General features: G+C 45.4%; 24 protein-coding genes and 3 riboswitches. Of the genes, 7 read left to right on the top strand and 17 right to left on the bottom strand.

Features of this window, described 5'->3' with window-relative positions:
• Window positions 1-55: 55 nt before the first annotated feature.
• The 13 genes from BLQ53_RS14065 to BLQ53_RS14005 form a co-directional block, all read right to left on the bottom strand.
• Window positions 56-1,183 (bottom strand): homoserine dehydrogenase, encoded by a 1,128-nt coding sequence (locus BLQ53_RS14065; RefSeq protein ID WP_093727935.1) that lies wholly within the window; start codon window positions 1,181-1,183, stop codon window positions 56-58.
• Between the two features lie 85 nt (window positions 1,184-1,268).
• A riboswitch (SAM riboswitch) is annotated at window positions 1,269-1,364 on the bottom strand.
• Window positions 1,365-1,435: 71 nt separating this feature from the next.
• Window positions 1,436-2,446, bottom strand: coding sequence for a ThiF family adenylyltransferase (locus tag BLQ53_RS14060; RefSeq protein WP_093727934.1), 1,011 nt, complete (start codon window positions 2,444-2,446; stop codon window positions 1,436-1,438).
• Entirely contained in the window at window positions 2,446-3,210 is a 765-nt protein-coding gene (locus BLQ53_RS14055; RefSeq protein ID WP_093727933.1) for a thiazole synthase, read from the bottom strand. Before BLQ53_RS14055 ends, BLQ53_RS14060 begins: the two co-directional genes overlap by 1 nt.
• 5 nt (window positions 3,211-3,215) lie before the next feature.
• Entirely contained in the window at window positions 3,216-3,419 is a 204-nt protein-coding gene (thiS, locus tag BLQ53_RS14050; RefSeq protein ID WP_093727932.1) for a sulfur carrier protein ThiS, read from the bottom strand.
• On the bottom strand, window positions 3,416-4,537 hold the full coding sequence (gene thiO / locus BLQ53_RS14045) for a glycine oxidase ThiO (RefSeq protein ID WP_093727931.1): 1,122 nt from the start codon (window positions 4,535-4,537) through the stop codon (window positions 3,416-3,418). Before thiO ends, thiS begins: the two co-directional genes overlap by 4 nt.
• Complete coding sequence (locus tag BLQ53_RS14040) at window positions 4,521-5,135, bottom strand: thiamine phosphate synthase (RefSeq protein WP_170829704.1); 615 nt, start codon at window positions 5,133-5,135, stop codon at window positions 4,521-4,523. The genes thiO and BLQ53_RS14040 overlap by 17 nt, the downstream gene beginning before the upstream one ends.
• 102 nt (window positions 5,136-5,237) lie before the next feature.
• Window positions 5,238-5,349, bottom strand: a riboswitch (TPP riboswitch).
• Between the two features lie 111 nt (window positions 5,350-5,460).
• On the bottom strand, window positions 5,461-6,243 hold the full coding sequence (locus BLQ53_RS14035) for an SDR family oxidoreductase (RefSeq protein WP_093727929.1): 783 nt from the start codon (window positions 6,241-6,243) through the stop codon (window positions 5,461-5,463).
• Between the two features lie 22 nt (window positions 6,244-6,265).
• Window positions 6,266-7,024 (bottom strand): SDR family NAD(P)-dependent oxidoreductase, encoded by a 759-nt coding sequence (locus BLQ53_RS14030; protein ID WP_093727928.1) that lies wholly within the window; start codon window positions 7,022-7,024, stop codon window positions 6,266-6,268.
• 224 nt (window positions 7,025-7,248) lie between these two features.
• Complete coding sequence (locus BLQ53_RS14025) at window positions 7,249-7,716, bottom strand: NUDIX hydrolase (RefSeq protein ID WP_093727927.1); 468 nt, start codon at window positions 7,714-7,716, stop codon at window positions 7,249-7,251.
• 54 nt (window positions 7,717-7,770) lie between these two features.
• Window positions 7,771-8,772 carry a serine hydrolase domain-containing protein gene (locus BLQ53_RS14020; protein ID WP_425288307.1) on the bottom strand — a complete coding sequence of 334 codons (1,002 nt, stop codon included), beginning with the start codon at window positions 8,770-8,772 and terminating at the stop codon, window positions 7,771-7,773.
• Between the two features lie 214 nt (window positions 8,773-8,986).
• A complete protein-coding gene (locus tag BLQ53_RS14015) occupies window positions 8,987-9,301 on the bottom strand; it encodes a putative quinol monooxygenase (RefSeq protein ID WP_093727925.1) in 315 nt (104 codons plus the stop codon).
• 150 nt (window positions 9,302-9,451) lie between these two features.
• Window positions 9,452-10,615, bottom strand: coding sequence for an MFS transporter (locus BLQ53_RS14010; protein ID WP_093727924.1), 1,164 nt, complete (start codon window positions 10,613-10,615; stop codon window positions 9,452-9,454).
• 54 nt (window positions 10,616-10,669) lie between these two features.
• Window positions 10,670-10,769: riboswitch (purine riboswitch) on the bottom strand.
• 65 nt (window positions 10,770-10,834) lie between these two features.
• Window positions 10,835-11,020, bottom strand: coding sequence for a hypothetical protein (locus tag BLQ53_RS14005; RefSeq protein WP_093727923.1), 186 nt, complete (start codon window positions 11,018-11,020; stop codon window positions 10,835-10,837).
• A 119-nt stretch (window positions 11,021-11,139) separates the two neighbouring features.
• Here BLQ53_RS14005 and BLQ53_RS14000 point away from each other — a divergent pair, with 119 nt between their 5' ends.
• Together BLQ53_RS14000 and BLQ53_RS13995 are read left to right on the top strand one after the other, a co-directional pair.
• Window positions 11,140-11,454: an ArsR/SmtB family transcription factor gene (locus BLQ53_RS14000; RefSeq protein ID WP_093728003.1), complete on the top strand. Its 315-nt coding sequence runs from the start codon at window positions 11,140-11,142 to the stop codon at window positions 11,452-11,454.
• A 98-nt stretch (window positions 11,455-11,552) separates the two neighbouring features.
• Window positions 11,553-12,719, top strand: a complete 1,167-nt coding sequence (locus tag BLQ53_RS13995) for an MFS transporter (RefSeq protein WP_093727922.1) — start codon at window positions 11,553-11,555, stop codon at window positions 12,717-12,719.
• 72 nt (window positions 12,720-12,791) lie between these two features.
• On the opposite strand, the gene BLQ53_RS13990 is transcribed toward BLQ53_RS13995, so the two are convergent.
• The 4 genes from BLQ53_RS13990 to BLQ53_RS13975 all read right to left on the bottom strand — a co-directional run bounded on the left by BLQ53_RS13990 (window position 12,792) and on the right by BLQ53_RS13975 (window position 16,166).
• Window positions 12,792-13,361, bottom strand: coding sequence for a GNAT family N-acetyltransferase (locus tag BLQ53_RS13990; RefSeq protein ID WP_093727921.1), 570 nt, complete (start codon window positions 13,359-13,361; stop codon window positions 12,792-12,794).
• 275 nt (window positions 13,362-13,636) lie between these two features.
• Entirely contained in the window at window positions 13,637-13,936 is a 300-nt protein-coding gene (locus BLQ53_RS13985) for a DUF3139 domain-containing protein (protein WP_093727920.1), read from the bottom strand.
• An 89-nt stretch (window positions 13,937-14,025) separates the two neighbouring features.
• Window positions 14,026-15,315 (bottom strand): diguanylate cyclase domain-containing protein, encoded by a 1,290-nt coding sequence (locus tag BLQ53_RS13980; RefSeq protein ID WP_093727919.1) that lies wholly within the window; start codon window positions 15,313-15,315, stop codon window positions 14,026-14,028.
• Between the two features lie 65 nt (window positions 15,316-15,380).
• A complete protein-coding gene (locus tag BLQ53_RS13975) occupies window positions 15,381-16,166 on the bottom strand; it encodes a putative bifunctional diguanylate cyclase/phosphodiesterase (RefSeq protein ID WP_093727918.1) in 786 nt (261 codons plus the stop codon).
• 749 nt (window positions 16,167-16,915) lie between these two features.
• Between BLQ53_RS13975 and BLQ53_RS13970 the strand changes: the two genes are divergently transcribed.
• From BLQ53_RS13970 to BLQ53_RS13950, 5 genes are all read left to right on the top strand, one after another.
• Window positions 16,916-18,034 (top strand): ABC transporter ATP-binding protein, encoded by a 1,119-nt coding sequence (locus tag BLQ53_RS13970; RefSeq protein ID WP_093727917.1) that lies wholly within the window; start codon window positions 16,916-16,918, stop codon window positions 18,032-18,034.
• Window positions 18,003-18,893 carry a carbohydrate ABC transporter permease gene (locus BLQ53_RS13965; protein ID WP_093727916.1) on the top strand — a complete coding sequence of 297 codons (891 nt, stop codon included), beginning with the start codon at window positions 18,003-18,005 and terminating at the stop codon, window positions 18,891-18,893. Before BLQ53_RS13970 ends, BLQ53_RS13965 begins: the two co-directional genes overlap by 32 nt.
• 12 nt (window positions 18,894-18,905) lie before the next feature.
• The gene (locus BLQ53_RS13960) at window positions 18,906-19,730 is read left to right on the top strand and encodes a carbohydrate ABC transporter permease (protein ID WP_093727915.1); all 825 of its coding nucleotides are present in this window, start codon (window positions 18,906-18,908) and stop codon (window positions 19,728-19,730) included.
• A gap of 102 nt (window positions 19,731-19,832) precedes the next feature.
• Window positions 19,833-21,113, top strand: a complete 1,281-nt coding sequence (locus BLQ53_RS13955; RefSeq protein ID WP_093727914.1) for an ABC transporter substrate-binding protein — start codon at window positions 19,833-19,835, stop codon at window positions 21,111-21,113.
• A gap of 49 nt (window positions 21,114-21,162) precedes the next feature.
• Entirely contained in the window at window positions 21,163-22,509 is a 1,347-nt protein-coding gene (locus BLQ53_RS13950) for an MBL fold metallo-hydrolase (RefSeq protein ID WP_093727913.1), read from the top strand.
• The last annotated feature ends 72 nt before the right edge of the window (window positions 22,510-22,581 follow it).

The raw sequence follows: 22,581 nt of genomic DNA, 5'->3' as shown, positions 1-22,581 counted from the left end.
ATAGACTGCGGAACAGTCCCCAGCCTGTTCCAACAGCCATCTAAAATCGAGCTTTTCAAGCCTCTGCTTTTGCCGGTGTCCTGGCGGCAATCCGGTAATAGCGGCCGTCAGATTCGACGTGGTCTGCATGTAAATAAACAGTCTCACCCGTCGGTAAATGCACGAACGGGACTGTTCCGCTTTTCTCGGTGAAGCGGATTTCCCGTTTTACATTGATTTCTTTCCGCTGATGAACAAGATTTGCCAAATCTTCCACGATGGCGCTTGCTGTCGGTAGGGCACCGGCACCTGGACCTTGCAGTTTCAGTTTCCCAACAAGGTCTCCTTCAATACATACCGCATTATCCACTCCATCGACACTGTAGAGCGGATGGGCAGCGGATAAAACCACCGGTTCGACAGTTGCAGTAACCTCACCCTCTGCATTCTCAAGTGTGGCAACATGCTTTATTTTCCATCCTTGTTCTGCCGCTGCCTGGATATCCTCTGCGGAAACCGAACGGATTCCCCTGCGCCTCACTTTTTCCCAGTCCGGCTGTGCCTCGAATAATAAATCGCTCAGGACCATCAATTTATAAAACGCATCCCAGCCATCCACATCATTGGCCGGATCTGCCTCTGCAAATCCTGCTTCCTGTGCCAGACGCAGTGCGTCTTCAAATACAAATCCTTTGTCAGCCATTTCCGTCAAAATGAAATTGGAGGTCCCATTCAAAATTGCCTCCACTTTGACAACTCGATTGATATGGAGAAGCTGCTTCAGCGTGCCAATTACCGGGACACCGCCTGCTACTGCCGCTTCGTATTCAAGCCTTACACCTTTCTCCTTGGCCAATTGCTTCAGCTCCGCGCCCCGGGACGCAATCAGCTCTTTATTCGCCGTGATGATGTGGCAGCCGCGATGGATCGCCTCCGTCAAGTAACGGAAGGCAGGCTCGATACCCACACTTGCTTCGATGATAACATCAAGATTTTCGATTGCGAAAAGCTCCGCTGCTTCTTCTGTGAGCAGTGTGTCTGTGACTTGCTGCGTGTATTTTTGTTTATTCCGTACCAATACTCCAGCCACCTGTACTTCTTTCCCGAAAATGGTCTGCAGATTCTCCTGATGGGAGCGGATCGTCCGCTCCACTGCACTGCCCACTGTACCGTATCCTATCAATCCAATCTTAACTGCTGTCATCTATACTGCCTCCTTCGAATGATTTTCCGCATAAAAAAAGTCCCCCTGAGAGGACAGGGAGACGAATGTAACCGTACTGTGTCTTCTCTCATCTACAGGAATTAGCACCTATACAAGTCAAAGATAACTTGCAGGTTGCCGGGCATCATCGGGCCAGTCCCTCCGCCGCTCTTGATAAGAGTTTTGTATTCGTTTGTTATGAAGGAGTTTAGCATGAATAAGAAAAGTAGTCAACTGAAAATTCTAACAATATTAGCCGACAAGACTGTCATATAGGGAACGCGCTCGGACAATATCGTCTATGCCATGAATAATTGCCCGTCCATCAGTAAATAACACAATCCGATGCTCCCTGTATCGAAACGCCAGCAAGTGCTCATTTGCAGTGACATGATCGACCGCAAAAGCCCATTCTTCTGCTAAAGCCGGCAGATTAAGTGATTTCTTGGCACCGGGCCGGATGTGAACAGCCTCCCTGCCGCATAAAACATCAAGTCTCGTCTGTTCGGCTCCATTCAAAAAGGGCAGCACTGCATCCATGCCGCAGCTGGGACAGCTTGCATCTCGAAGACCCCGTACATCCACCCTTGAATAATCACCCGTCCAAATATCAAACGCACATAACTCCGCTTTAAGTTTTTGACCGGATAAAAGCCGCAAAGCCTGCGTGACTTGCACAGCTGCCACCCATTGGACAATCGGACCGATGATCCCTGCCGTATCACATGTTTCGCTTTGCTGCGGCAGCTGCTCCAAGAGACAATGCAAACACGGGGCATCTCCGTTGGCAAGTATCGGACACGTCACCCCATAGCTTCCGACACAAGCCCCATATAAGTAAGGAATACCATGCTTCAACGCTGCATCATTGACAAGCAAGCGTGTCTCAAAATTGTCTGTAGCATCCAGAATCACATCTGCACCTTCCATCAGCTGTTCGATATTATGATGATCGACATTTTCAATCACCGATTGCAGCTTTACATGCTGGTTTATTGCCTTTAGCCGCTTTGCCGCAGCAGATGCTTTCGGCAAATAGGCAGCAGCGTCTTCTTCCGTATACAATTGCTGACGCTGGAGGTTATGAAGTTCAACATAATCCCGATCGATGAGCACCAGCTCCCCGATCCCTGCACGCACAAGCATCTCTGCAGAAGCAGAGCCCAATGCCCCCATACCGATCAAGACAATTTTACTTTTCTCCATCCTCGACTGCCCTTCCTTGCCGATAAACAGTTCCTGCTTCCGATAACGATCCTGCATCAAATAAACAACCCTTCCGTCGGACTGCTTGCTGCGGCATAGTTCTTCTCAGGCATCCTGCCTGCTTCAAACCCCATTCTGCCCGCATCAACTGCCAGCTTCATTGCATGCGCCATTTTAACAGGATCCCGAGCACCGGAAACTGCTGTATTCAGCAAAACACCATCAGCACCAAGTTCCATTGCATAAGCAGCATCCTTCGGAGAGCCAATTCCCGCATCGACAATCACTGGCACACCGCTCTGCTCGATGATCATACGAAGATTGAAAGGATTGATGATTCCTTTTCCTGAACCAATTGGCGATGCACCCGGCATGATAGCGTGGACACCCAAATCTTCGAGCCGCTTGGCCAACACAACATCATCCGACGTGTAAGGAAGGACAATGAAACCCTCCTCCAATAACATCTCGGATGCTCGCAGTGTTTCGACTGGATCGGGAAGCAATGTCCTATCACAGCCGATCACCTCCACCTTCACCATATCGCATAATCCCGAAGCTTTTGCCAGCTTGGCGATACGGACAGCTTCCTCTGCCGTTTTAGCCCCCGCCGTATTCGGCAGCAAGGTATGCCGTTTCAAATCAAGCTGTTCAAGGAAATTAGGCTGGGACGGTTCGAAAATATCCATCCGGCGCACCGCAAACGTCAGTATCTCCGCTTCTGATATAGCCACGGCCTCTTTTTGTACCTCAAAGGTCGGGTATTTACCTGTTCCCAATAACAAACGGGAAGCAAATATCTTATCCGCAATTTGTAACATCTCGTTCATCCTCCTCCTACAAAATGGACCAGTTCGACTTTATCGCCATCTCTTACAGGTTGATCTGCATATGCAGATTTGCTGATGATTTCCTTGTTCAGTTCGACAATCACAATCCTGTTTTCCAAAGAAAGTGATCCCAGCAGCTGCGCAACATTTTGAATATCTGCGGATAATTCATGCTCTCTGCCATTCAGTTTAATGCTCATATCCATACCTCCTCACCGATATTCAATCGGTTGACTCGAAATGCTTTCGTCCAAACTTCAGGAACAGCATTCCCGTCAATCAAGTCACAAATCATCTTACCTGTAACTGGAGCAAGCAGAATGCCATTGCGCTGATGGCCAGCAGCAATGAATAACCCCTTCTTCTCGGGATGCTCCCCAATCAGCGGCTTGCCATCGATCGTCTGAGGTCTGAGACCGGCCCAGCTTCTGAGGAGTGGCATCTTCTCGATCTCCGGCAGCATCTGTCTCGCTTTCTCCATGACTGTCTGTATGCCTCCAAATGTCGGCTCTGTACTCCAATCATCCCTGACCTTCGTCGCACCGATGATCAGCTCGTTATTGTTCCGCGGAACAATATAATGCTGATCATGGAATAAACTGCATGAGAGTGGCATCTGTGTATTGGTGACAGCGATGCATTCACCCTTTACCGGATAAAACGGTGTTCCCAAGCCCAGACGCTCCAAAAGGACATTACTCCATACGCCGCCGGCAATGACTGCATAGTCAGCCTGCCATTCTCCCTTGGAAGTCTGTATCCGATACCACCCAGCTTCGTTCACGACATCATCAACTCTAGTAAATGCATGTATACGTGCCCCAAGCATTTGGGCAGCAGAATGGAATCCTCTGCAGGCAATGGCAGGGGTGACATGCACGTCATCAGCTATATGGACAGCCCCTAGTATTGACTTTGTCAGCCCGGGCACTTCTTTTTCCGCACTAGTTTGGTCAAGCCATGTCACACCTTCCAAAGAACAAATCTCGGATACCCTTGCTTTTTCTTCCGCCGTAAACACAAGCTGCAATAATCCGCCAGTGCGCCGCTCGATATCTATTCCCACAAGCCTACGAATATCCGTTTCCGCTTCTTCGTAAAGCTTTTGACTAGTGCGGGCAAAGGAATGAAGCGAAGCACCGAAAGCTTTATATTCCGAATGAGCACCTAGCATACCCGCCGCAGCCTGCGTCGAGCCTGATCCGACTTGACCCGCTTCGAATAGATCAACCTGGTGACCTGCCTTCGCCAAATAATAAGCAATAGCACTGCCGATAATACCTCCCCCAACGACAGCTACCTCACTGAACTGCTTCAAGACGTAAACACTCCTTCCTTAATTCCTTCACAGCTTCAAGCGGTTGTTTTGCTGAAAAAATGCCGCTCATCACAGCAGCACCATCCAATTCAAACGCTTTCAATACAGCTAATCTCTCTTTAGTGATTCCTCCTATACCGAACATTGGAACCTGGATGTTTTGACGGATTCTCCCTAGATTCGATAGTGGCTGAGGAGCCTTCCTTTGCTTACTTGCTGTCGGAAAACAATGACCATACAGCACATACGCTGCACCAGCTGCTTCCGCCTGCACAGCTTCCTCAAACGAATGGACAGGAGCCCCGATCTTTAACTCAGGATACTGCCTTTTCAACTCTTTCAACGGAAGTCCATGCCCCGGTACATGCACTTGTTTCAAACCAAGCAACAATGCTGCATCAACCCGGTCATTGATCCAAAGCTTCTCCGCTGGCAACCCTTCCTTTATTAACTCCCGGCACAGCTTATGCACTACCCCAGCTGGCTTTTTCTTCTCCCGAATCTGTACACGATCGACATAAGGATGAATCTCCAGCAAAATACGGAGCAAGTCAGGAGTATCATGCCTGTCATCTGTCACTGCCATCAATTTGATCATTATCACCTTCTTCATGTGAACAGGCCGGAAGCACAAAAACACCACTCCCCCAGAGGAAAGTGGTGTGTGATCTGCGAAAAATACATACAAAAGAGCATGTAAACTCGAGTGTCTACACTTTCCTACGCAGGTCCGAACCTGTTCAGGTTATGAGGGTTTAAAGAGTCGCCACTCTTCATCTCAGCCCTTATGAAGGGATCCCCTAGTGTGAAAAACTAACTATGAACTTATCCATATCGTAGCATAAATAACATAATATGCAAGAATTTTTAAGCAATAAAAAGACCATCTGAATCAGCCAGATGGTCTCCCGAGAAAACATAGATCAGTATTTATAAGATTGTCCGCCGTCAATTGGCACAACCGCTGCATTGATGAAATTCGCTTGATCAGAAAGCAGGAATGCAACCAAAAAGCCTACTTCTTCCGGCTTGCCGAATCGCTTCATCGGGTTGACGCTGACGAATTCCTTACCTGCCTCTTCCCAATTATCTCCGCCCAGCTGACGGAGCGATCCCTCAACCATTGGCGTCATAATTGCGCCAGGTGCAATTGCCTTGATACTGACACCGTATTGACCGTATTCAATACCAGAGTTGCGTGTCAATCCGACCACGCCATGCTTGCTCGCTGCATAGCCGGACTGGTTGCCGACACCGCGGATTCCGCCGACAGAAGCTGTGTTGACAACAGAGCCGAAACCTTGCTCTTTCATGACTTTCAACACATGCCGCATGCCATAAAAGACACCATTCAAATTGATGTTTACAACGTGATCAAATTCTTCAACACCATATTCTTCTGTAAGATTCTGTTTTCCTTCCACACCTGCGTTATTGAAGAAACTGTCGATTTTACCGAACTTATCTACTGTTTGCTTCACATAAACTTCCACTTCAGGCTCATTCGCGCAGTTTGCAACAATGGTAAGAACCGCAGCTTCAGGTGCTGCTGCAAGAATTTCCTGCTTTGTCTCTTCCAAACCCTTCTCGCTTAAGTCGACAAGGGAAAGCTTTGCACCCTCTTTTGCTACTTGGAGCGCTGCTGCACGACCCAACCCGGAACCGCCGCCTGTGATCAAAACCACTTTATCTTCAAAACGTTTCATGTGAATCGCTCCCTTTAAGGTTTTAGATTGCAGTGAATCCACCATCGATTGGCACAACCACACCATTGATATAAGGTGCTTTTCCAGTCAACAAGAAAGCAACAAGCTCCGCCACTTCCTCCGGCTGGCCAAGACGTTTCTGCGGGATTGGTTCAGTTGCATTCACGAATGCCTCAGGATTTTTTTCTTTGTACTCCCGCACCATTGGCGTTTCTGTCGTACCTGGTGCAATTGCATTCACTACGACGCCTTGCGCTGCATACTCAGCAGCCAATGTTTTCGTGATGCCGACCATTGCATGCTTTGTCGCGGAATATGTACCAACTGTTGCCTGACCGACAACACCCGCTGTGGATGATGTGTTGACGATGCGCCCGCCGCCATTGGCAAGCATCACTTCCAAAACATATTTCAAACCATAAAGAGCTCCATGTAAGTTGATACCTAAAACCAAATCAATCTGTTCAATCGTATTGTCTACAAAATTGACGCCCGGTCCAGAGATTCCTGCATTATTATAGAACATATCAATAGTACCAAATTCCTCGACCGTTTTATCCACGTAATACTTTACTTCTTCCGCCTTGCTGACATCCGCTTTGATAAAAATCGCTTTCGACCCTTTTTCTTCCACTAAGCGAACCGTTTCCTGACCAGCGGCTTCAGATACGTCAACAACACTGATTGCAACGCCTTCTTCTGCTAATCTCAATGCGACAGCTTGTCCAAGACCGCTTCCGCCTCCTGTAATTACCGCTACTTTGTACCTATCCACCAGCATATACCCCCAAATCATAAATGAAATAGGTTAATTTACCTACTATAATAAGAGCTTATACTTTTTATGAAAAAGCGGTCAAGCAATTTGCAACTGCCAGAAGCTATTTTTACAACCCATGTTTCTAACTCAAGTGATAGTATTTTCCACAAAGTCGGAGGAGATATTTTCATGAATATCTATTAAGTGTATATCTTGAAGCTTGGCGGGGAATGTGCAAGTCCTCTCTATGAAGATAAGTGGTCCCGCCTGCACCTGCTTCTCTCCGACACCGCCGTAAGCTTTTCTTTATGAATCAGGTGTACTGGTGCAGATGGCAGGGCAGCAAGTGTCTCTTTTAAAAAAGCAGGTCTTAAGGAGAGCGCTTTGATGTTGTCGATAGAAATCCATTCGTAAAGAAAATTGTCGTCTTCGAAAGCAGTGACCTCACCGGTTGCTTGAAGTTTATTTTCAGCATCCATCATCAGATAAATAAAACTGTATTCATGAAAAGGCCGATTCCGAAAGATGAAGAAATTCTCCACTATCCACAGCAGCCTCTCTGCCCTAGCAGGAATGCCAAGTTCCTCCTCGAATTCCCGTTCCCAAGCTTGTGCTGAATCTTCTCCCAGCTGGACCCTGCCTCCAATCAGCGTCCAAAATGGGTCTTTTTTATTCTTATGCAATCTTTTATGATAATGCCAGCCGTCCGGCAATTCAGTATTCGCTCTCCCAGATCGATAGTTAAATCCTGCATCCTGCCACTCCTTTTAGGCTTCCATTGCCTGGACAATGTAATATGGGCCAGCCCCATGATTGGAAGGCACCACTATCTTGCGTCCACTCTCCGGGTAATACGCTGCATGGAAACTCACACCAGGATCAAAACCGATAACATAATATTTCTTGATCTCATTCGCTACTTTTTTTATCCAGATACCGTAGCCATAACATGTTTCTTCATCCACCTGAACATGTGGCTTCAACAGCTCGCCCGTAAGTTCAGTGCTTAAGAGCTCATACTGGAACAACGCATCCCAGAAACGCGCCATATCGGACGCACTCACGTATACGCCACCATCAGCGCCCCCTTTTACCGGTAGTGCATAAATATTGGAACGATATCCTTCTTCCTCTTTTATGTAGCCGATCGCTGTGTTCCCAGGTAATTTATCAAAAGTAAAGTAGCCAGCTTCTGTCATTCCAGCAGGTTCGAAAATATGTCTTTGGACAAATGCTGTAAAAGGCTGACCAGCCAGCTCTTCTACTACTAATCCCAAAACGATGAATGCTGCATTGTTATAATGGAATTTTTCACCTGGCGAGAGTTTCATCTCCTTATTTTGGAATAAAGGCAGAAGATCCGCACCAGATTTCACCCGATACATCGGCAAAGTTTCCCATAGTTCCTCGAAGTCATCCATTTCCTCTTCATCGAAATAATCGGGAATGCCCGATGTGTGCGTCAGTAGATGATGTATCGTGACGTCCTGATGGAAATAAGGAAACGTGATCGACAGACAATCTTTCAATTTCGTATGAAAATCCAATTTCTTTTGTTCTACCAACTTGGCAATCGCCACAGCTGTAAAGATCTTTGCTCCTGATGCTATTCCGAATCTTGTCTGCTTATCGAATGCCAGCTTTTCTTGCTTATTGGCATACCCATTTTGGAAGAAATAGCTTTCCTGACCTTCTTCGATATAAGCTACACCAGAGAAATCTATTTCCTCTGCTATCTTTTTCAATCTGTTTTTCAAACCATTCATCATAAAACCTCCCCATCTTTCGAATCTTCAAAATACTCGGAGTACAACTTAACCCTACAAATCCTGAACCATTCATATTCTCGGAAACAACTCTATTCCTGTCCCTCACTCCATGGTATCATAATTGGAAATATAGAATGGATATAGAAATGATGAATGGGGTTGTATAAAAAAGCTGCAGAAAAAGATAAAGACGGACAATTGAATGGTCCGCCTTTCAATTAGTATCAATACCCAATCCGCCTAATGTTTGCAAGGTATTCATTCGTTCCATTCCAGTTATAAGAGGCTTTGCCCGATGGATTAATGTTTGTGTCACTTCCAGGGCAAGTGAGGCTTGGTGAGCTGCTTCATCTTTCCATACCTCATATACGTATACTGCTCGCGGTTCTTCATTGGACACACTGACCTGATATACTTCGCATCCATCTACATCCTCCATAGCCTTTGCTGCCTCCAAAAGAATCTCACTCAATTCTTCTCTATCTTCGTTATCTACTAGGAATCTGCCAAACAAGCCGAACTTCTGCATCCGATCCAACCTTTCCTTGTAAGAAGTAGTTTAAATGAGAAATACGACACGCCTTAAGCAAAAACCTTTATCCATCACGAGCGGCCATCATGACAATATTATCAAGAGGAAAACAAAAAAGCGGACAATCTGACTTGTCCGCTTTAACTATTAGTGATTCTGAACTACCCTCCGAACTGAACTCCGCAAAGATAATACTGCGAAAATGAAAGATATAATGACCAAGAGACTGCCGACATGCGCTGTCGTTTGCATCGAAGACGTCGCTCCATTCACCACACCGCCTACTAATGATCCTAATGAAATACCAATCTGCAGTGCTGAGTTGTTGAAGCTTTGATGAATGCCAGCTGTCTCCGCATCTGTTTCGACGATATAATTCTGCAACGGCGGTGCCAGACTCCAGCTTAAAGCAGCCCAGATTACCATTACCACTAGGAACAATGGGAAGGAAGCCGTCGAGAACGGCAGCAGGAATAAAATGATGGCAAACGATACGACTACAAGGATGATACTCACTTTAGAACCGAATTTATCCGCCAGGCTTCCCCCGAAGGCCCCGCCAGCAACTGCTGCAATACCAAAAATGAAGTAGCAAATACTGATCCATTGTGTATTCAGATTCAATTCAGATTCCAGGAAAGGCGTGAAATACGCGTAAATCGTATAGTGACCTGCAAGCAGGAACAGCATCGTCAAATGGGCTGTCAGCATCTTTTTGTTCCGCAGTGCTTTCAGCTGGGATTTCAAGGACTGGACCTGTTCGACTTCGATGCGATCGAGCGTGATAGCAATCAAAATCATGGACAACAAAGCCATCAAGCCAATGAACAGAAACAGCATTCTCCAGCCGAAAGCATCACTGATGATAATACCGATTGGCACCCCGAGCACAAGCGAGGAACTGATCCCCATATAAATAAGACCGATTGCTTTTGCCCGGTGCTGTGGCTGGACAATCTTTGCCGCGATAGTCAAAGAAAGAACAATGATCAATGCGGTACTCATGGCTGTAATGACACGAGCAATCATGACAAAAAGAAATGATGGACTCACATAAGTAACGACATTCCCCAAAACGAACACGCCTAGCGTCAACAGCAAGAGCTTCTTTCGCTCGATATTCGCCGTCAGTGTATATAAAACCGGACCGGACAGCGCGTAAACCAAGGCAAACACAGTAATGAGCTGGCCAGCCTGGCCGATTGAAACTTGTAAATCATCTGCGATTGTCGGCAATATACCCCCAACGATCAATTCTACTAACCCTACCGATATAACAGAAATAGCTAATATAAAGACTCTGAAATTCAATTTCCATTTCCTTTCTATATCCTATATTCGAAAATGGCAACATAAAAAACCCCCTGATTACAGATGAATATCTGTAATCAGGGAGTTATGGCTCCTGGTAGAGACCCTCAAACCAAATTATTGAGGTTATACAGTGTAAAACGAACGTATTCCATTTTCTTAGAGCATTATAGCAAGATACTGGCATATCTGCAAGATTCGAACGGATCCCACTATTTACTAACTAGATTTATTTTGTTTCCACCCTTTTATCAGAGCATGAAGGTTTATACAAATGCCATAGATTCCCGCCGCGATGATACTTGCGTATCCATATAGGTTAACGTCTATCCAATTCTTAACTACTATTAGCAATAAAGCAACGATGGCGGTAATAGCAATCATATTCGCAAGATATTTATTCATAGATTACCTCCTCTTATCAAGCCGTTTAACTTATTAATCAGCTATTCTAAATAAAGGATTTTAGTAAATTTAAGTTTTTATGATTGCTTTATCGAGAAACCTCGATATACAATGGACTCATGAATACAATCGAACTATTCAAAGCTTTGTCGAATGAGAAACGACTGCAAATCCTGCATTGGCTGAAAGAACCAGAGAAGCATTTCCCCAAGCAGCAGGCACATCTGCCGAAGGAGGTTCATTATAAAGGCGGTGTCTGTGTCGGAGATATTCAGGAAAAAGTCCAAGCTTCTCAATCCACGGTATCTCAATATTTGGCCATGATGCAGCGCGCTGGATTGCTGGAATCTATCCGTCATAATCAATGGACGTATTACCGCAGAAATGAAGAGACGCTGCAGAAGCTCGCAGCATATTTAGATAAAGAGTTGTAATTGAATTGCGGGAGATCCTTTCAGGGATTTCTTTTCTTTCAACATTTAATATCGATTTATCCCGATATACAGATATACCAATAAAATGGAGTGACACGATGACTTTAACAAAAAGACAAACATTCTTAGCATTCACCTTAACATTACTAACGTTCGTCATGGGAACAAGCGAATTCGTCATTGTCGGCTTATTGACGGAAGTGGCTGCTGATTTGAACGTAACCGTTGCGACAGCTGGCACACTCGTTTCCGGCTTTGCCATTGCCTACGCAATCGGTACCCCTCTATTGACTGGATGGGTAAGCAGGTTTGGGAAATACCCACTTATGCTGACTCTGATTATTGTTTTCATTCTAGGTAATATCGTCAGCGCATTGACATCATCTTTTGGCATCCTGCTCACAGCACGTATCGTGACTGCAGCAGCAAGTGGTGTCCTCACCGCTTTAGCGATGACAATAGCAAGTGATACCATGCCGGCAGCAAAACGTTCTTCTGTCATTGCACTCATTTTTGCCGGTTTCACGATTGCCAATGTCCTCGGCGTGCCCCTTGGCACCTTTATCGGTCAATTAGGTTCCTGGCACCTGACATTCTGGGCAACAGCACTGCTTGGGTTGATTGCCTTCATCATCAGTCTGTTTATTTTACCGAAAACAGCTGCCGGTGAGAAAAGTTCCATGCTGAAACAGCTTGTCCTATTTAAAAATCCAAAAATCCTTGTCGGCTTCTTTATCCCGACATTCAGTATTGCAGGAACGTATACGATTTACACGTATATCACGCCGATCATCGAAGAAGAATTAGGCATTGCCTCCAGTTCTGTTGGGATCGTACTGCTCGCATATGGCGCCTTCTCCATCGGCAGCAACTTCCTGGCGGGTAAAATCGCCGGCCGGAATGGAATCGGTGATTTGCGTTACGCATTCATCATCCAAGCGATCATCATTGGTTCCCTTTACGTGACAATGGATATTACCATAGCTGGACTAATCAGCATCATGCTCATGGCCGTCATGATTTACGTCATGAATGCTACCATCCAAATCTACTTGATGGACCAGGCAGCAGCCTACTCGACAGCAGCCAGGGATTTCGCTTCCTCCCTTACGCCTGTGTCAGTCAATATTGGGATTACACTCGGTTCGGCTTTAGGAGGTTTGGTTGTCGCCTATGGGAATCTGCCGAATCTCGCTATTGTTGGTGGAATTTGTGCCCTTATTGCCTCTGCGCTGTCGTTTGTAAGTTATCGCATGGAAGATTGAACTCGGTTATATCATTGGAAAAGACAGGCCAAGGAACCTGTCTTTTCTTTTCCATTTATAAGTAGTGAAACGTTATTTGTTGTTATTAAACTCTTCTCTGATGATTGAGTACTGTTTCACGTCATGCTGCTTTCCTTTTAAGTACATTCTCTTCCGCAAAGTTCCTTCATACTGCATTCCCGCTTTCTGCATGACACGCTCTGAACCTTCATTATCAGCCAAGCATTTCGCCTCAATCCGTTCAAGCTCCATCCGATCGAAACCAAAGCGGATCACTTCCTTGGCCGCCTCCGACATATAGCCCTTATGCCAATACGGCTGCGCAAGTACATAACCGATTTCACCGATGTAGTGCTTCTGCTGCCAGGACACGTAATTGATCGTGCCAATCAGACGCTTCTCTTCTTTAAGCTCTATCCCCCAAAAAATGGCTTGATTACTTTCATATAAACTCAACACGTTATCCAGGAATTGCTGGGTATCCACCATCGATTGATACGCGGACCAGAAAACGAATTGCGATACATCTGGATCAGATCCATAGGCATATATCGCCTCTGCATCCGATGGTGTCACTTTACGAAGAAGAAGCCGCTCCGTTTCCAGGGTTGGATGATTCTCAAGTATGTGTTCTTTTTGCATAACTAACCTCCTAAACTGCTAGGCACTCATTATGTATGGCTAATGAAAAAAGGCATCCTCACTGTCATTATCCCCTACTATTCGACACATTCTCCTGTATTTCCTTTGTTATGCCATAAAAAAACTCCCCGGATACAATAACTGTACACAGGAAGTTCTCAATGATATTAAGTACACTCGAAGCGCGTGGCACCCTTATGATTCTAATAATGTATAAAGAGCAATCCTACTTCATGGGATTCATAATTTGTTTTCTAGCATTTATCTTAGTCCAGCTAATATACTGTACTGCCTATTCTAGTTGATTCCAGCATTACCTTTCCATCATCACTTTTATAATAATAGTAAGTTCTCGCATCGTCTTTAAGCTTAACAGCTACCATATAATTTTCATTGCCGCTTAAATTTGCGATAAATGGCTCAAGGCTAACGATGTCGCTTTCCTGTTTTCCGCTGTCAATTAAATACTCATGCACAGCATTTGCAACACTATTTTTCTTATATGCGAAGAACCCCCATATTCCAGAAGCAATTAGAAGTAACAGAACAAAAGAAATCATTATCTTCTTTTTCATTTTTATATCCACCATCTCAACTAATATAATTTAATTTAACATAATTAGTGAAAGAAGGTCGCTAACTTTTTATACATTAAAATAAGTTCTTACCCCAAAAACACCCGATACATATTCTTGCCGTCCTTTTTCGCCTGGTACAAAGCGGTATCTGCACTCCGCATCAGCTCATATCCCTTCGCCCCATTTGCAGGGTAAAAGGCTATTCCGATACTGGATGTCGTGTTAAACAAATTCCTGCCTATATTCCAAACTTTCTGAAACGAGGCCCGGATATTCTCTGCAATTTGAATAGCATCCTGCTCTTCCTCGATTTCTGACAACAGAATTGTGAATTCATCTCCGCCTTGCCTCGAAATTACATCACGATCCCGCAGGCATCCCTTGACTCTGCGAGCGAATTGCTTCAACAATTCGTCGCCTACATCATGCCCGAGTGTATCATTGATATACTTGAAATTATCGAGGTCCAGATACATGACAGCTGCTTTCTCCTTCGTCTGCTTCGCTTCTTCCAGTGCTTGCTCAAGCTTTTCCTTGAACAGCCTCCGGTTTGGCAGCCCCGTCAATGTATCGTGATAAGCCATATACGTCAGTTTCTCTTCATAAACCAACCTTTCGGTGATATCCCTGGAGACAATAAGAAAATGCTCAAACAAATCGTTTTCATCGAAGATAGGACTTGCTTTTCCTTCCAGCCAGATCCATTCACCCCTGATATTTTTGAAGCGGAATTTCAGCTCACAGCCTTCCTTGGCAGCAACCATTGCATCCAGCTGTTTCCGTACCTTTTTCCGGTCATCACCATGCATGAAACCTCCTGCATGCTTCCCCTCATACGCCACTGATGGAAACCCGAGCACGGTTACATGCGATGGCGAAGCATATTTAAAATAGCCCTCCCAGTCAATGATGCAGACCAAATCAGTCATGTTCTCTGCAATCAGCCTGTATCGCGCCTCGCTCTGCCGCAATGCTTCTTCTGTATTTACCTTTCCTGGATCATCCAAATGGAGTGCCGATTCTTCTTTAGCTGTGATATCAACAGAACATCCAATTACTTCGACGACCTTTCCGCCCCTAATGATAGGACGAAGGGAGGTAACATATCTTAATCCATTTACAATCGATTGGTATATGACATTTCCTTCCCCATTCCACGCGCGCTCGTAGTACTTCCTTTTTCTATCTGCTTCTGCTTCCGGAAGAAAATCTTTCAATTCCTTACCGATAATTTGTTCCGGAGTAAGCTGCATTCGATAAATCAGTTCACCATCACTGAAGCCATGGATGAATTTTCCGGCTTCTTTCTTATATTTGAAAATCATCCCTTGCTGTTTCCGTACAGTTTCTTTCAAGTCCTGATATGATTTTTCCACATCCCATTGCAGCCATGACTGCCTGCATGACTCCGATGAAATGCCTTCATTCGGAATGATCTCTTCTAAATGCGGAATACTCGACTCGCCACTAATTCATCCGGCGGAATAGGCTTACTGAAGAAATATCCTTGTGCTTCATCACATAGATTTTGCTGGAGAAAAACAAGGTGATCCTTGAATTCCACGCCCTCGGCATTGACTTCAAGCTTCAATTGATGCGCCATCGCGATGATCGTTTTGACGATAGTGGCATCCTTCGAATCAATCGTACAATTTTGTACAAATGATCGATCTATTTTGACGATGTCTATCGGAAATTCCTTTAAATGATAAAGGGAACTATATCCGGTCCCAAAGTCGTCCATGCTGATCCGGACACCAATCCGTTTCAGCTTCTGCAAAACAGGCAGTACATGATCGACATTCATCGTCATTGATTCGGTGATTTCCAGCTCCAAAAACTCAGGGGCAAGTCTCGATGTGTCCAGAATGGATTGCACCTTCTCTGCCAGATCTTCTTGATACAGCTGGCAGGCAGAAAGATTGACCGCCATGATCATAGGTGCCAGCCCCATTTCCTGCCACGCCTTGTTCTGTTCACAAGCTGACTGGAGCACCCATTCCCCGATTGGCAAAATCATTCCTGTTTCTTCAGCCGCGGGGATGAATGATAACGGCGAAATCATCCCATGCTCAGGGTGCTCCCAGCGGATCAACGCCTCTGCCCCAATCAATCTGCCCGTCTTCAAGCTGAGCTTCGGCTGATAAACTAGACGAAATTCCTCTCGATCAAGTGCATGAAGTAAGTCTTCTTTTCCTATATGTTGATTCATAATATTTTGGTTCATATCACTGCACCTCGTTATTTAAGGTCTATACGCATGGTTGCTGGGCTGCTTAGTGATAGCTCCTTTTGCTATATGCATCATGATTATACAACCAAAGACTGCTGTATACGATACTTTCCAACATACCAATTCCAGGGAATTCATCAGGGTTGACGCTTAATCGATCCTTAATGGACAAACCCACTACTGTATCTATACCCTGTTAGATATAATCAGATGCCATGAACCAAAAAACCGCCAGCAGTAGCGGCTGACGGTTCCTTACAATAGTCTAACTTTTTGAGGCGAGGATGGCACTTAAGAATATCATGGTTTGCGATTCGGGTAAGGCTGGGTTGAGCATAGAGCGGCCGACCCTTTCCATGGTTTTTAATTCCGTTAACAGCTGGTTATACTCTCCGTTTCATCCGAATCAACATTTCCCATCTCTTTCAGTCAATAGGACATGCATGCCCTCTCCTCCCCTTACGGCAATGGCATAAACAGTGTAGTTACCATACAGACAACTAGTCTACACAAAAAAACTGCCGTTAATTTTATGGAAGGTGTTAAATATGCATTGTTTACTGTGCATTTCCGATGGCCGAAAATCACCCAAGATTACAGAATAACACACGATTCTGCCAGCTTTCCGCTGTTAAGTTTATTTTTACAATACCTTAATAGTAATTTGATACTAGTCTGATAGTATTTACTTGAAATTAGCACGTACTGACATTTTCAAATAGACAACCTTGGAGGATAAAAACATGGATATCCGTATTGATCAGCTTTCAATGGTTTTTGATAAAACGACAGCCGTTCGTGAAATGACGACAACCATCCAGGATGGGGAACTTGTATCTTTACTGGGACCAAGCGGCTGCGGGAAGAGTACGACCCTGATGCTGCTCTCAGGTTTGTACAAGCCCACTTCTGGCACTATCTATTTCGGCGATAAAGATGTGACGAAGCTAGATGCACAAAAGCGCGGGATCGGCATGGTATTCCAGAATTATGCCTTGTATCCGCATTTATCCGTCCTTAAAAATATTATGTTTCCACTGAAGATGCAGAAAGTACCTAAAAAAGAAGCCGAAATACGGGCGAAAGAAATGGCTGATCTCGTCCAAATCGGCCATCTGCTTGACCGGAAACCTGGTCAATTGTCCGGCGGCCAGCAGCAGCGTGTTGCCATTGCCAGGGCGCTGGTCAAAAAACCGAATGTTCTATTACTTGATGAACCCCTCTCCAATCTTGATGCGCGGCTGCGACTGGAAATGCGGGAAGAGATTCGCCGGATTCAGCAGGAAATCGGCATTACTGCCATCTTCGTAACACATGATCAGGAGGAAGCACTGAGCATTTCCGATCGAGTCATGCTGATGAAGGACGGCATCATCCAGCAAGAATCCGCTCCACAGAATATGTACAAAAAGCCGGAAAATGAGTTTGTTGCATCATTTCTCGGTAACCCCCCTATCAATCTCATGACCATAACCAAATCAAAAGTTGCAGATTCTTATCGACTGGAAGATATGGATCAAACGATTAATTTACCTGCGTTGCCACCAACAGAGCTGCAAACAGTCCGTTTGGGCATTCGAGCGGAGGATTTATACATCTCTGAAGATAATCCGATTTTCCACGGGAAAATCATACACATTGAAACAATCGGCCGCGATACGTTAATTCGCATGCAGGTCGGTGGCATTACAGTACGAGCCCTAGTCGATCCCAATCAGCAGCTTCAAATTGGCGACATCCACGGCTTGGGAGTACATCCTGAAAGCATCCATTACTTCCACCGGGAACATGGGAAGCGACTTCCACTCCAAAAGAGAGGCGGGATGCGGCATGCAAAAGCCCACGTGGAAGAGCACGCTTAAAGGCTATCTTTATCTGCTGCCTGCTCTGCTTATCTTGATTGTGTTCAGCATTTACCCGATCATCAAATCATTCCTGATGAGCTTTTATACGGATTACGACTTCTTCAATGACACAGTCAATGCTTATGGGTTCGAGAACTTCACAAAATTATTCCAAGATCCCAACTTCATCACTGCCCTGAAAAATACAGGTATTTTCGTCATTGGTGTCGTGCCGCTGTCGATCATCATTTCCTTGGCAATTGCTGTATTACTGAATAGCAAAATCAAGCTCAGCGGATTTTTCCGTACCATCTACTTCCTGCCATTCGTCACTTCCGTTGTAGCTGTAGCGATTGTCTGGAGCTGGATTTTCCATTCGGATTATGGGCTTTTGAACTATGCGCTGGGCTTGTTCGGCATCGACCCGATCAATTGGCTGACGAATCCGACTTACGCAATGCCTGCGTTGATCATTTTAAGCATCTGGAAGGGCCTTGGATTCAATATCATCATCTTTTTGGCCGGACTGCAGAATATTGGAAATCAATACTACTTAGCAGCGAAAGTGGACGGGGCATCAGCCTGGTATCGGTTCAAGCATATTACCTTGCCATTGCTGTCACCGACGATGTTCTTTGTCTCGATCATCTCCATCATCAATGCCTTCAAGGTCTTTGATGAAATATTCGCCCTATTCAATGGCAGACCCGGACCAGCTAATAGCGCCCTGACCGTTGTCTATTATGTGTATCAGAAATTCTATGAGGAATGGGAATTCGGTTTGGCGTCTGCCGCCGCCTTTGTTCTCTTCATTATCATCTTCCTGTTCACTATCATCCAATTGATAGTCGGCAAGAAATTTGTCCATTACAACTAAGGAGGAATCGGGATGCGTAAGGAAGCTTTATCCAAAGGAACAATCTATGTACTTTTATCATTAGGCGCCATCCTCATGCTGCTGCCATTTGTCTGGATGATCAGCACCTCACTGAAGGCTCCCAATGAAGTGATGGCGATGCCGCCCGTTTGGATTCCTTCTGAGTGGCAGTTCGAAAATTATAGTAGTGCAAGTGAAGCAGCGCCATTTGGCACCTACTTCTTCAACAGTATCATTGTCACGGTACTGACTACGATTGGTGAGTTATTGACGACAATACTTGCCGCTTATGCTTTTTCCCGGATCAACTTCCATGGCAAGGGAGTCGTGTTTGCTGTGTTGCTCGGAACGATGATGGTACCTGGGGAGATGCTATTGATCCCGAATTTCGTCACCGTCTCCAACCTGGGCTGGATCGACTCCTATGAGGGATTGGTCATCCCATGGATTGCGAGCATCTTCTCCATCTTCCTATTGCGCCAGTATTTCTTTTCAGTACCGCAAGAATTGTCCTACGCGGCAAAAGTGGATGGATGCAGTGATTTCAAGTTCCTATGGTATGTGATGGTGCCTTTAGCGAAGCCTGCGCTCATCACCATTGCCTTACTGAAGATCATCGGCAGCTGGAATGCTTTTCTCTGGCCGCTGATTGTCACCAATTCACAAGAACTCCGGACGCTGCCTGTCGGACTATCTGCATTCACAACCGAGGCCGGCATCAAATACGAATTGCTTATGGCGGCTTCGACAATGGTCATCCTGCCCATGCTGCTCCTCTTTTTCGTCATGCAGAAATATGTCATCTCCGGTGTTGCCCGAAGCGGATTGAAAGGCTGATCATGAAGCGCTTATTGGAGGTGATGCACAGGGAAACTGCTGCAGAACACGGTAACAGTCATTAGTGAAAAACACCAAATCCCTTTAAGGAGGAAGTCAAATATGAAAAAAGTAATAGCTGTCCTGTCCTTATTTTTGGTTCTCTTTTTAGCTGCCTGCAATAATAGTTCCGGTGCCAATGCCAATGGAGATAGTGACGCAAATGGACCAGTTGAAATTGAGTTCTGGCATGCCATGAGCGGCCCGCATGAAGAAGCAATCAAAAAATTTGCGGATGATTTCAATAGTGCGCATGAAGATATTACCATCAAGCCCGTCAACCAAGGCAGCTATGATGATCTGCAGCAAAAAATCATGGCCGCAGCCAAAGCTGGTAATCTGCCTGACATGGCTCAAGCCACAACAAATGTCATCCCAGAATACATCGATAATAAGTTCATCACTTCCTTGAATGACTTCATCGAAGATCCGGAAATCGGCTTGTCTGAGGATGAATTGAATGACTATATCGAGGTATTCCGTGATTCCAGTACATGGGATGACACTTACTACAGCCTGCCTTTCAGCAAGAGTACCCGCGTGCTTTACTACAACCAGACACTGCTTGAAGAAAATGGGCTGGAAGTTCCGAAAACATGGGACGAACTGCAGGAAGTCGCAAAAACGGTAACGAAGGACGGCGTTGTCGGAATGGGCTTCGAGAACTCCTACGAAGCAGAGTTCCAAGGCATCTTGAAACAAATGGGCGGTACGTACATGGATGAGGAAACTGGCGAACCGCAATTTGCTTCCAAAGAAGGCCAGGAAGCAATGACTTTCATCAAAGACATGATTGACGACGGCATCGCGCGGACAGCTGGTGAAGATGAGTACATGTCGAACCCATTCGGCCGCGGGGATGTTGCGATGTACATTGGTTCCTCTGCAGGCATTCCGCATGTTGATGGCGCTATGGAAGATGGCATTGAATGGTCCACTGCTCCGATTCCTACTTTGGACGGTCAAGCAGCGACAACATTTGCCGGAAATGACGTCGTGATTTTCAACCAAAGCGAAGAAGCTGAACAAAAAGCAGCTTGGGAATTCATGAAGTATTTGACTAGCCCGGAAGTAACTTCCGAATGGTCCATGCTTTCCGGCTACTTGCCTATTCGTCAATCAGCATTGGATACAGAAGAATATCAAACATTCCTTGAAGAAAACCCAGCTTATAAAGCAGGTACAGAACAGTTCGATGCCGGCTTCTTCATCGCCCGTGTTCCTGGCGGCGATGCAGTGCGCAACATTGTACTTGAAGAAATGGATTACATCCTGCAAGGCATGAAGTCTGTCGAAGAAGGTTTGACAGAAGCACAAGACCGAGCGAAAGCTGAATTACAATAATAAATGAACGGCAGGGTTATCCCCTGCTTTTTTTTCAGAGGTGACAGACATGAAGACAACGATCAAATTTTGGGGCGGGCTGCGCACGATCGGCGGCAATATTGCAGAAGTGACTTATGGAAACGACCGGATCATCTTTGATTTCGGACTTGTTTATAATCCCGCTAACGCTATCATTGATACAAAAGAACGCAAGCAGTCCTATGTACTGGATATGCTGAAATTAGGAGCAATACCAGCAATTGATGGTATTTACAGTAAAGAAGTATTGACAGGGGATGGCTTCTCCATTAAAACGCCTCTTCCAGTGGAAGAATCATCTTATCAAACTGCTGTATTCATTTCCCATCTGCATTTGGATCATATGGGAGCAATCGATACACTATCACCCCATATTCCGATCCACATGACAGAAGGCTCGAAACGGCTTTATGACGCACTGGAGATTGTCGGCGAAGGATTATCAGTGCATAGGGAGACAATCGGAATGTCGTATGAGCAAAAGATACAAATTGGAGAAATCTCTGTTACGCCGTATCAAGTCGATCATGATATCATCGGCGCTTCCTCCTTCTTGATCGAAACACCTGATGCAACGATCGTGAACTCCGGCGACTTGCGCATGCATGGCGCAAACCCGCAATATACAGAGGGCTGGCTGACAAATATGGCATCCAGAGATATCGATGTATTGCTTATCGAAGGTACGACGTTCAGACCAGATACAAAAGATGCAGAAACAGCTGAAGAAGCGGATATCCTGACAGCTGGAATTGATTCACTGCCCAAACAAAACGGGTTAGGCCTATTCAACATCTATCACCGGAATATCGATAGAATCAATACATTCCTTCAGATGGCTGCATTGACCGACAGAACTCCGGTATTGGAAGTACCGACTGCTTATTTAGCTAAGCAGTTCCTGACTGATGCAAAGTTTGAAATCTACTTGGACGACAGCAGCAAACATAGCAAGATTGCCGAACAGCTGCTGACGCAATACAAAGGTGTTACTGCTGCAGACATCAATCAGAACCCTGCCAACTACTTGCTGCAAAACAGTTATCATCTTATCCACAACTTATTGGATCTAGATTTGAAGGGCAGCATTTACCTGCATTCGAACGGCATGCCGCTGGGATCGTTTGACCCTGCTCACAGCACGATGCACGCGCTGCTAGATCGATTCGGCGTCACCTATCAATCTCTTAATGTATCCGGTCATGCCAAGAACGAGGATATCCTTTATATCATCGATAGAATAAAACCCGGCGTACTCATACCTTGGCATAGCCATCATCCGGAACTGATCAAGCCGCTTGATCCGAAACAGGAAGTGTATTACCCGGAGAAACTGGAGACATGGCAGCCTACGTTAGTGCCCGCGTCGGATTGATAATGTGAGACCAAACAACCATCTGTCACAATGAGGATGGTTGTTTTTCTTCTTCTGCTGTATTCATCTCAT

This window comes from Terribacillus halophilus (assembly GCF_900101385.1).
GTDB classification, from domain to species: domain Bacteria; phylum Bacillota; class Bacilli; order Bacillales; family Amphibacillaceae; genus Terribacillus; species Terribacillus halophilus.
Note: the sequence above shows the minus strand (reverse complement) of the source record. Positions and strands in the feature narration are given on the sequence as shown.

Bases quoted from the DNA above. Each gene is read 5' to 3' on its own strand.
- BLQ53_RS14065 (WP_093727935.1), bottom strand. From the start codon at position 1,183: ATGACAGCAGTTAAGATTGGATTGATAGGATACGGTACAGTGGGCAGT.
- BLQ53_RS14060 (WP_093727934.1), bottom strand. From the start codon at position 2,446: ATGCAGGATCGTTATCGGAAGCAGGAACTGTTTATCGGCAAGGAAGGG.
- BLQ53_RS14055 (WP_093727933.1), bottom strand. From the start codon at position 3,210: ATGTTACAAATTGCGGATAAGATATTTGCTTCCCGTTTGTTATTGGGA.
- thiS (WP_093727932.1), bottom strand. From the start codon at position 3,419: ATGAGCATTAAACTGAATGGCAGAGAGCATGAATTATCCGCAGATATT.
- BLQ53_RS14040 (WP_170829704.1), bottom strand. From the start codon at position 5,135: ATGATCAAATTGATGGCAGTGACAGATGACAGGCATGATACTCCTGAC.
- BLQ53_RS14035 (WP_093727929.1), bottom strand. From the start codon at position 6,243: ATGAAACGTTTTGAAGATAAAGTGGTTTTGATCACAGGCGGCGGTTCC.
- BLQ53_RS14030 (WP_093727928.1), bottom strand. From the start codon at position 7,024: ATGCTGGTGGATAGGTACAAAGTAGCGGTAATTACAGGAGGCGGAAGC.
- BLQ53_RS14020 (WP_425288307.1), bottom strand. From the start codon at position 8,772: ATGATGAATGGTTTGAAAAACAGATTGAAAAAGATAGCAGAGGAAATA.
- BLQ53_RS14015 (WP_093727925.1), bottom strand. From the start codon at position 9,301: ATGCAGAAGTTCGGCTTGTTTGGCAGATTCCTAGTAGATAACGAAGAT.
- BLQ53_RS14005 (WP_093727923.1), bottom strand. From the start codon at position 11,020: ATGAATAAATATCTTGCGAATATGATTGCTATTACCGCCATCGTTGCT.
- BLQ53_RS14000 (WP_093728003.1), top strand. From the start codon at position 11,140: ATGAATACAATCGAACTATTCAAAGCTTTGTCGAATGAGAAACGACTG.
- BLQ53_RS13995 (WP_093727922.1), top strand. From the start codon at position 11,553: ATGACTTTAACAAAAAGACAAACATTCTTAGCATTCACCTTAACATTA.
- BLQ53_RS13990 (WP_093727921.1), bottom strand. From the start codon at position 13,361: ATGCAAAAAGAACACATACTTGAGAATCATCCAACCCTGGAAACGGAG.
- BLQ53_RS13985 (WP_093727920.1), bottom strand. From the start codon at position 13,936: ATGAAAAAGAAGATAATGATTTCTTTTGTTCTGTTACTTCTAATTGCT.
- BLQ53_RS13975 (WP_093727918.1), bottom strand. From the start codon at position 16,166: ATGAACCAAAATATTATGAATCAACATATAGGAAAAGAAGACTTACTT.
- BLQ53_RS13970 (WP_093727917.1), top strand. From the start codon at position 16,916: ATGGATATCCGTATTGATCAGCTTTCAATGGTTTTTGATAAAACGACA.
- BLQ53_RS13965 (WP_093727916.1), top strand. From the start codon at position 18,003: ATGCAAAAGCCCACGTGGAAGAGCACGCTTAAAGGCTATCTTTATCTG.
- BLQ53_RS13960 (WP_093727915.1), top strand. From the start codon at position 18,906: ATGCGTAAGGAAGCTTTATCCAAAGGAACAATCTATGTACTTTTATCA.
- BLQ53_RS13955 (WP_093727914.1), top strand. From the start codon at position 19,833: ATGAAAAAAGTAATAGCTGTCCTGTCCTTATTTTTGGTTCTCTTTTTA.
- BLQ53_RS13950 (WP_093727913.1), top strand. From the start codon at position 21,163: ATGAAGACAACGATCAAATTTTGGGGCGGGCTGCGCACGATCGGCGGC.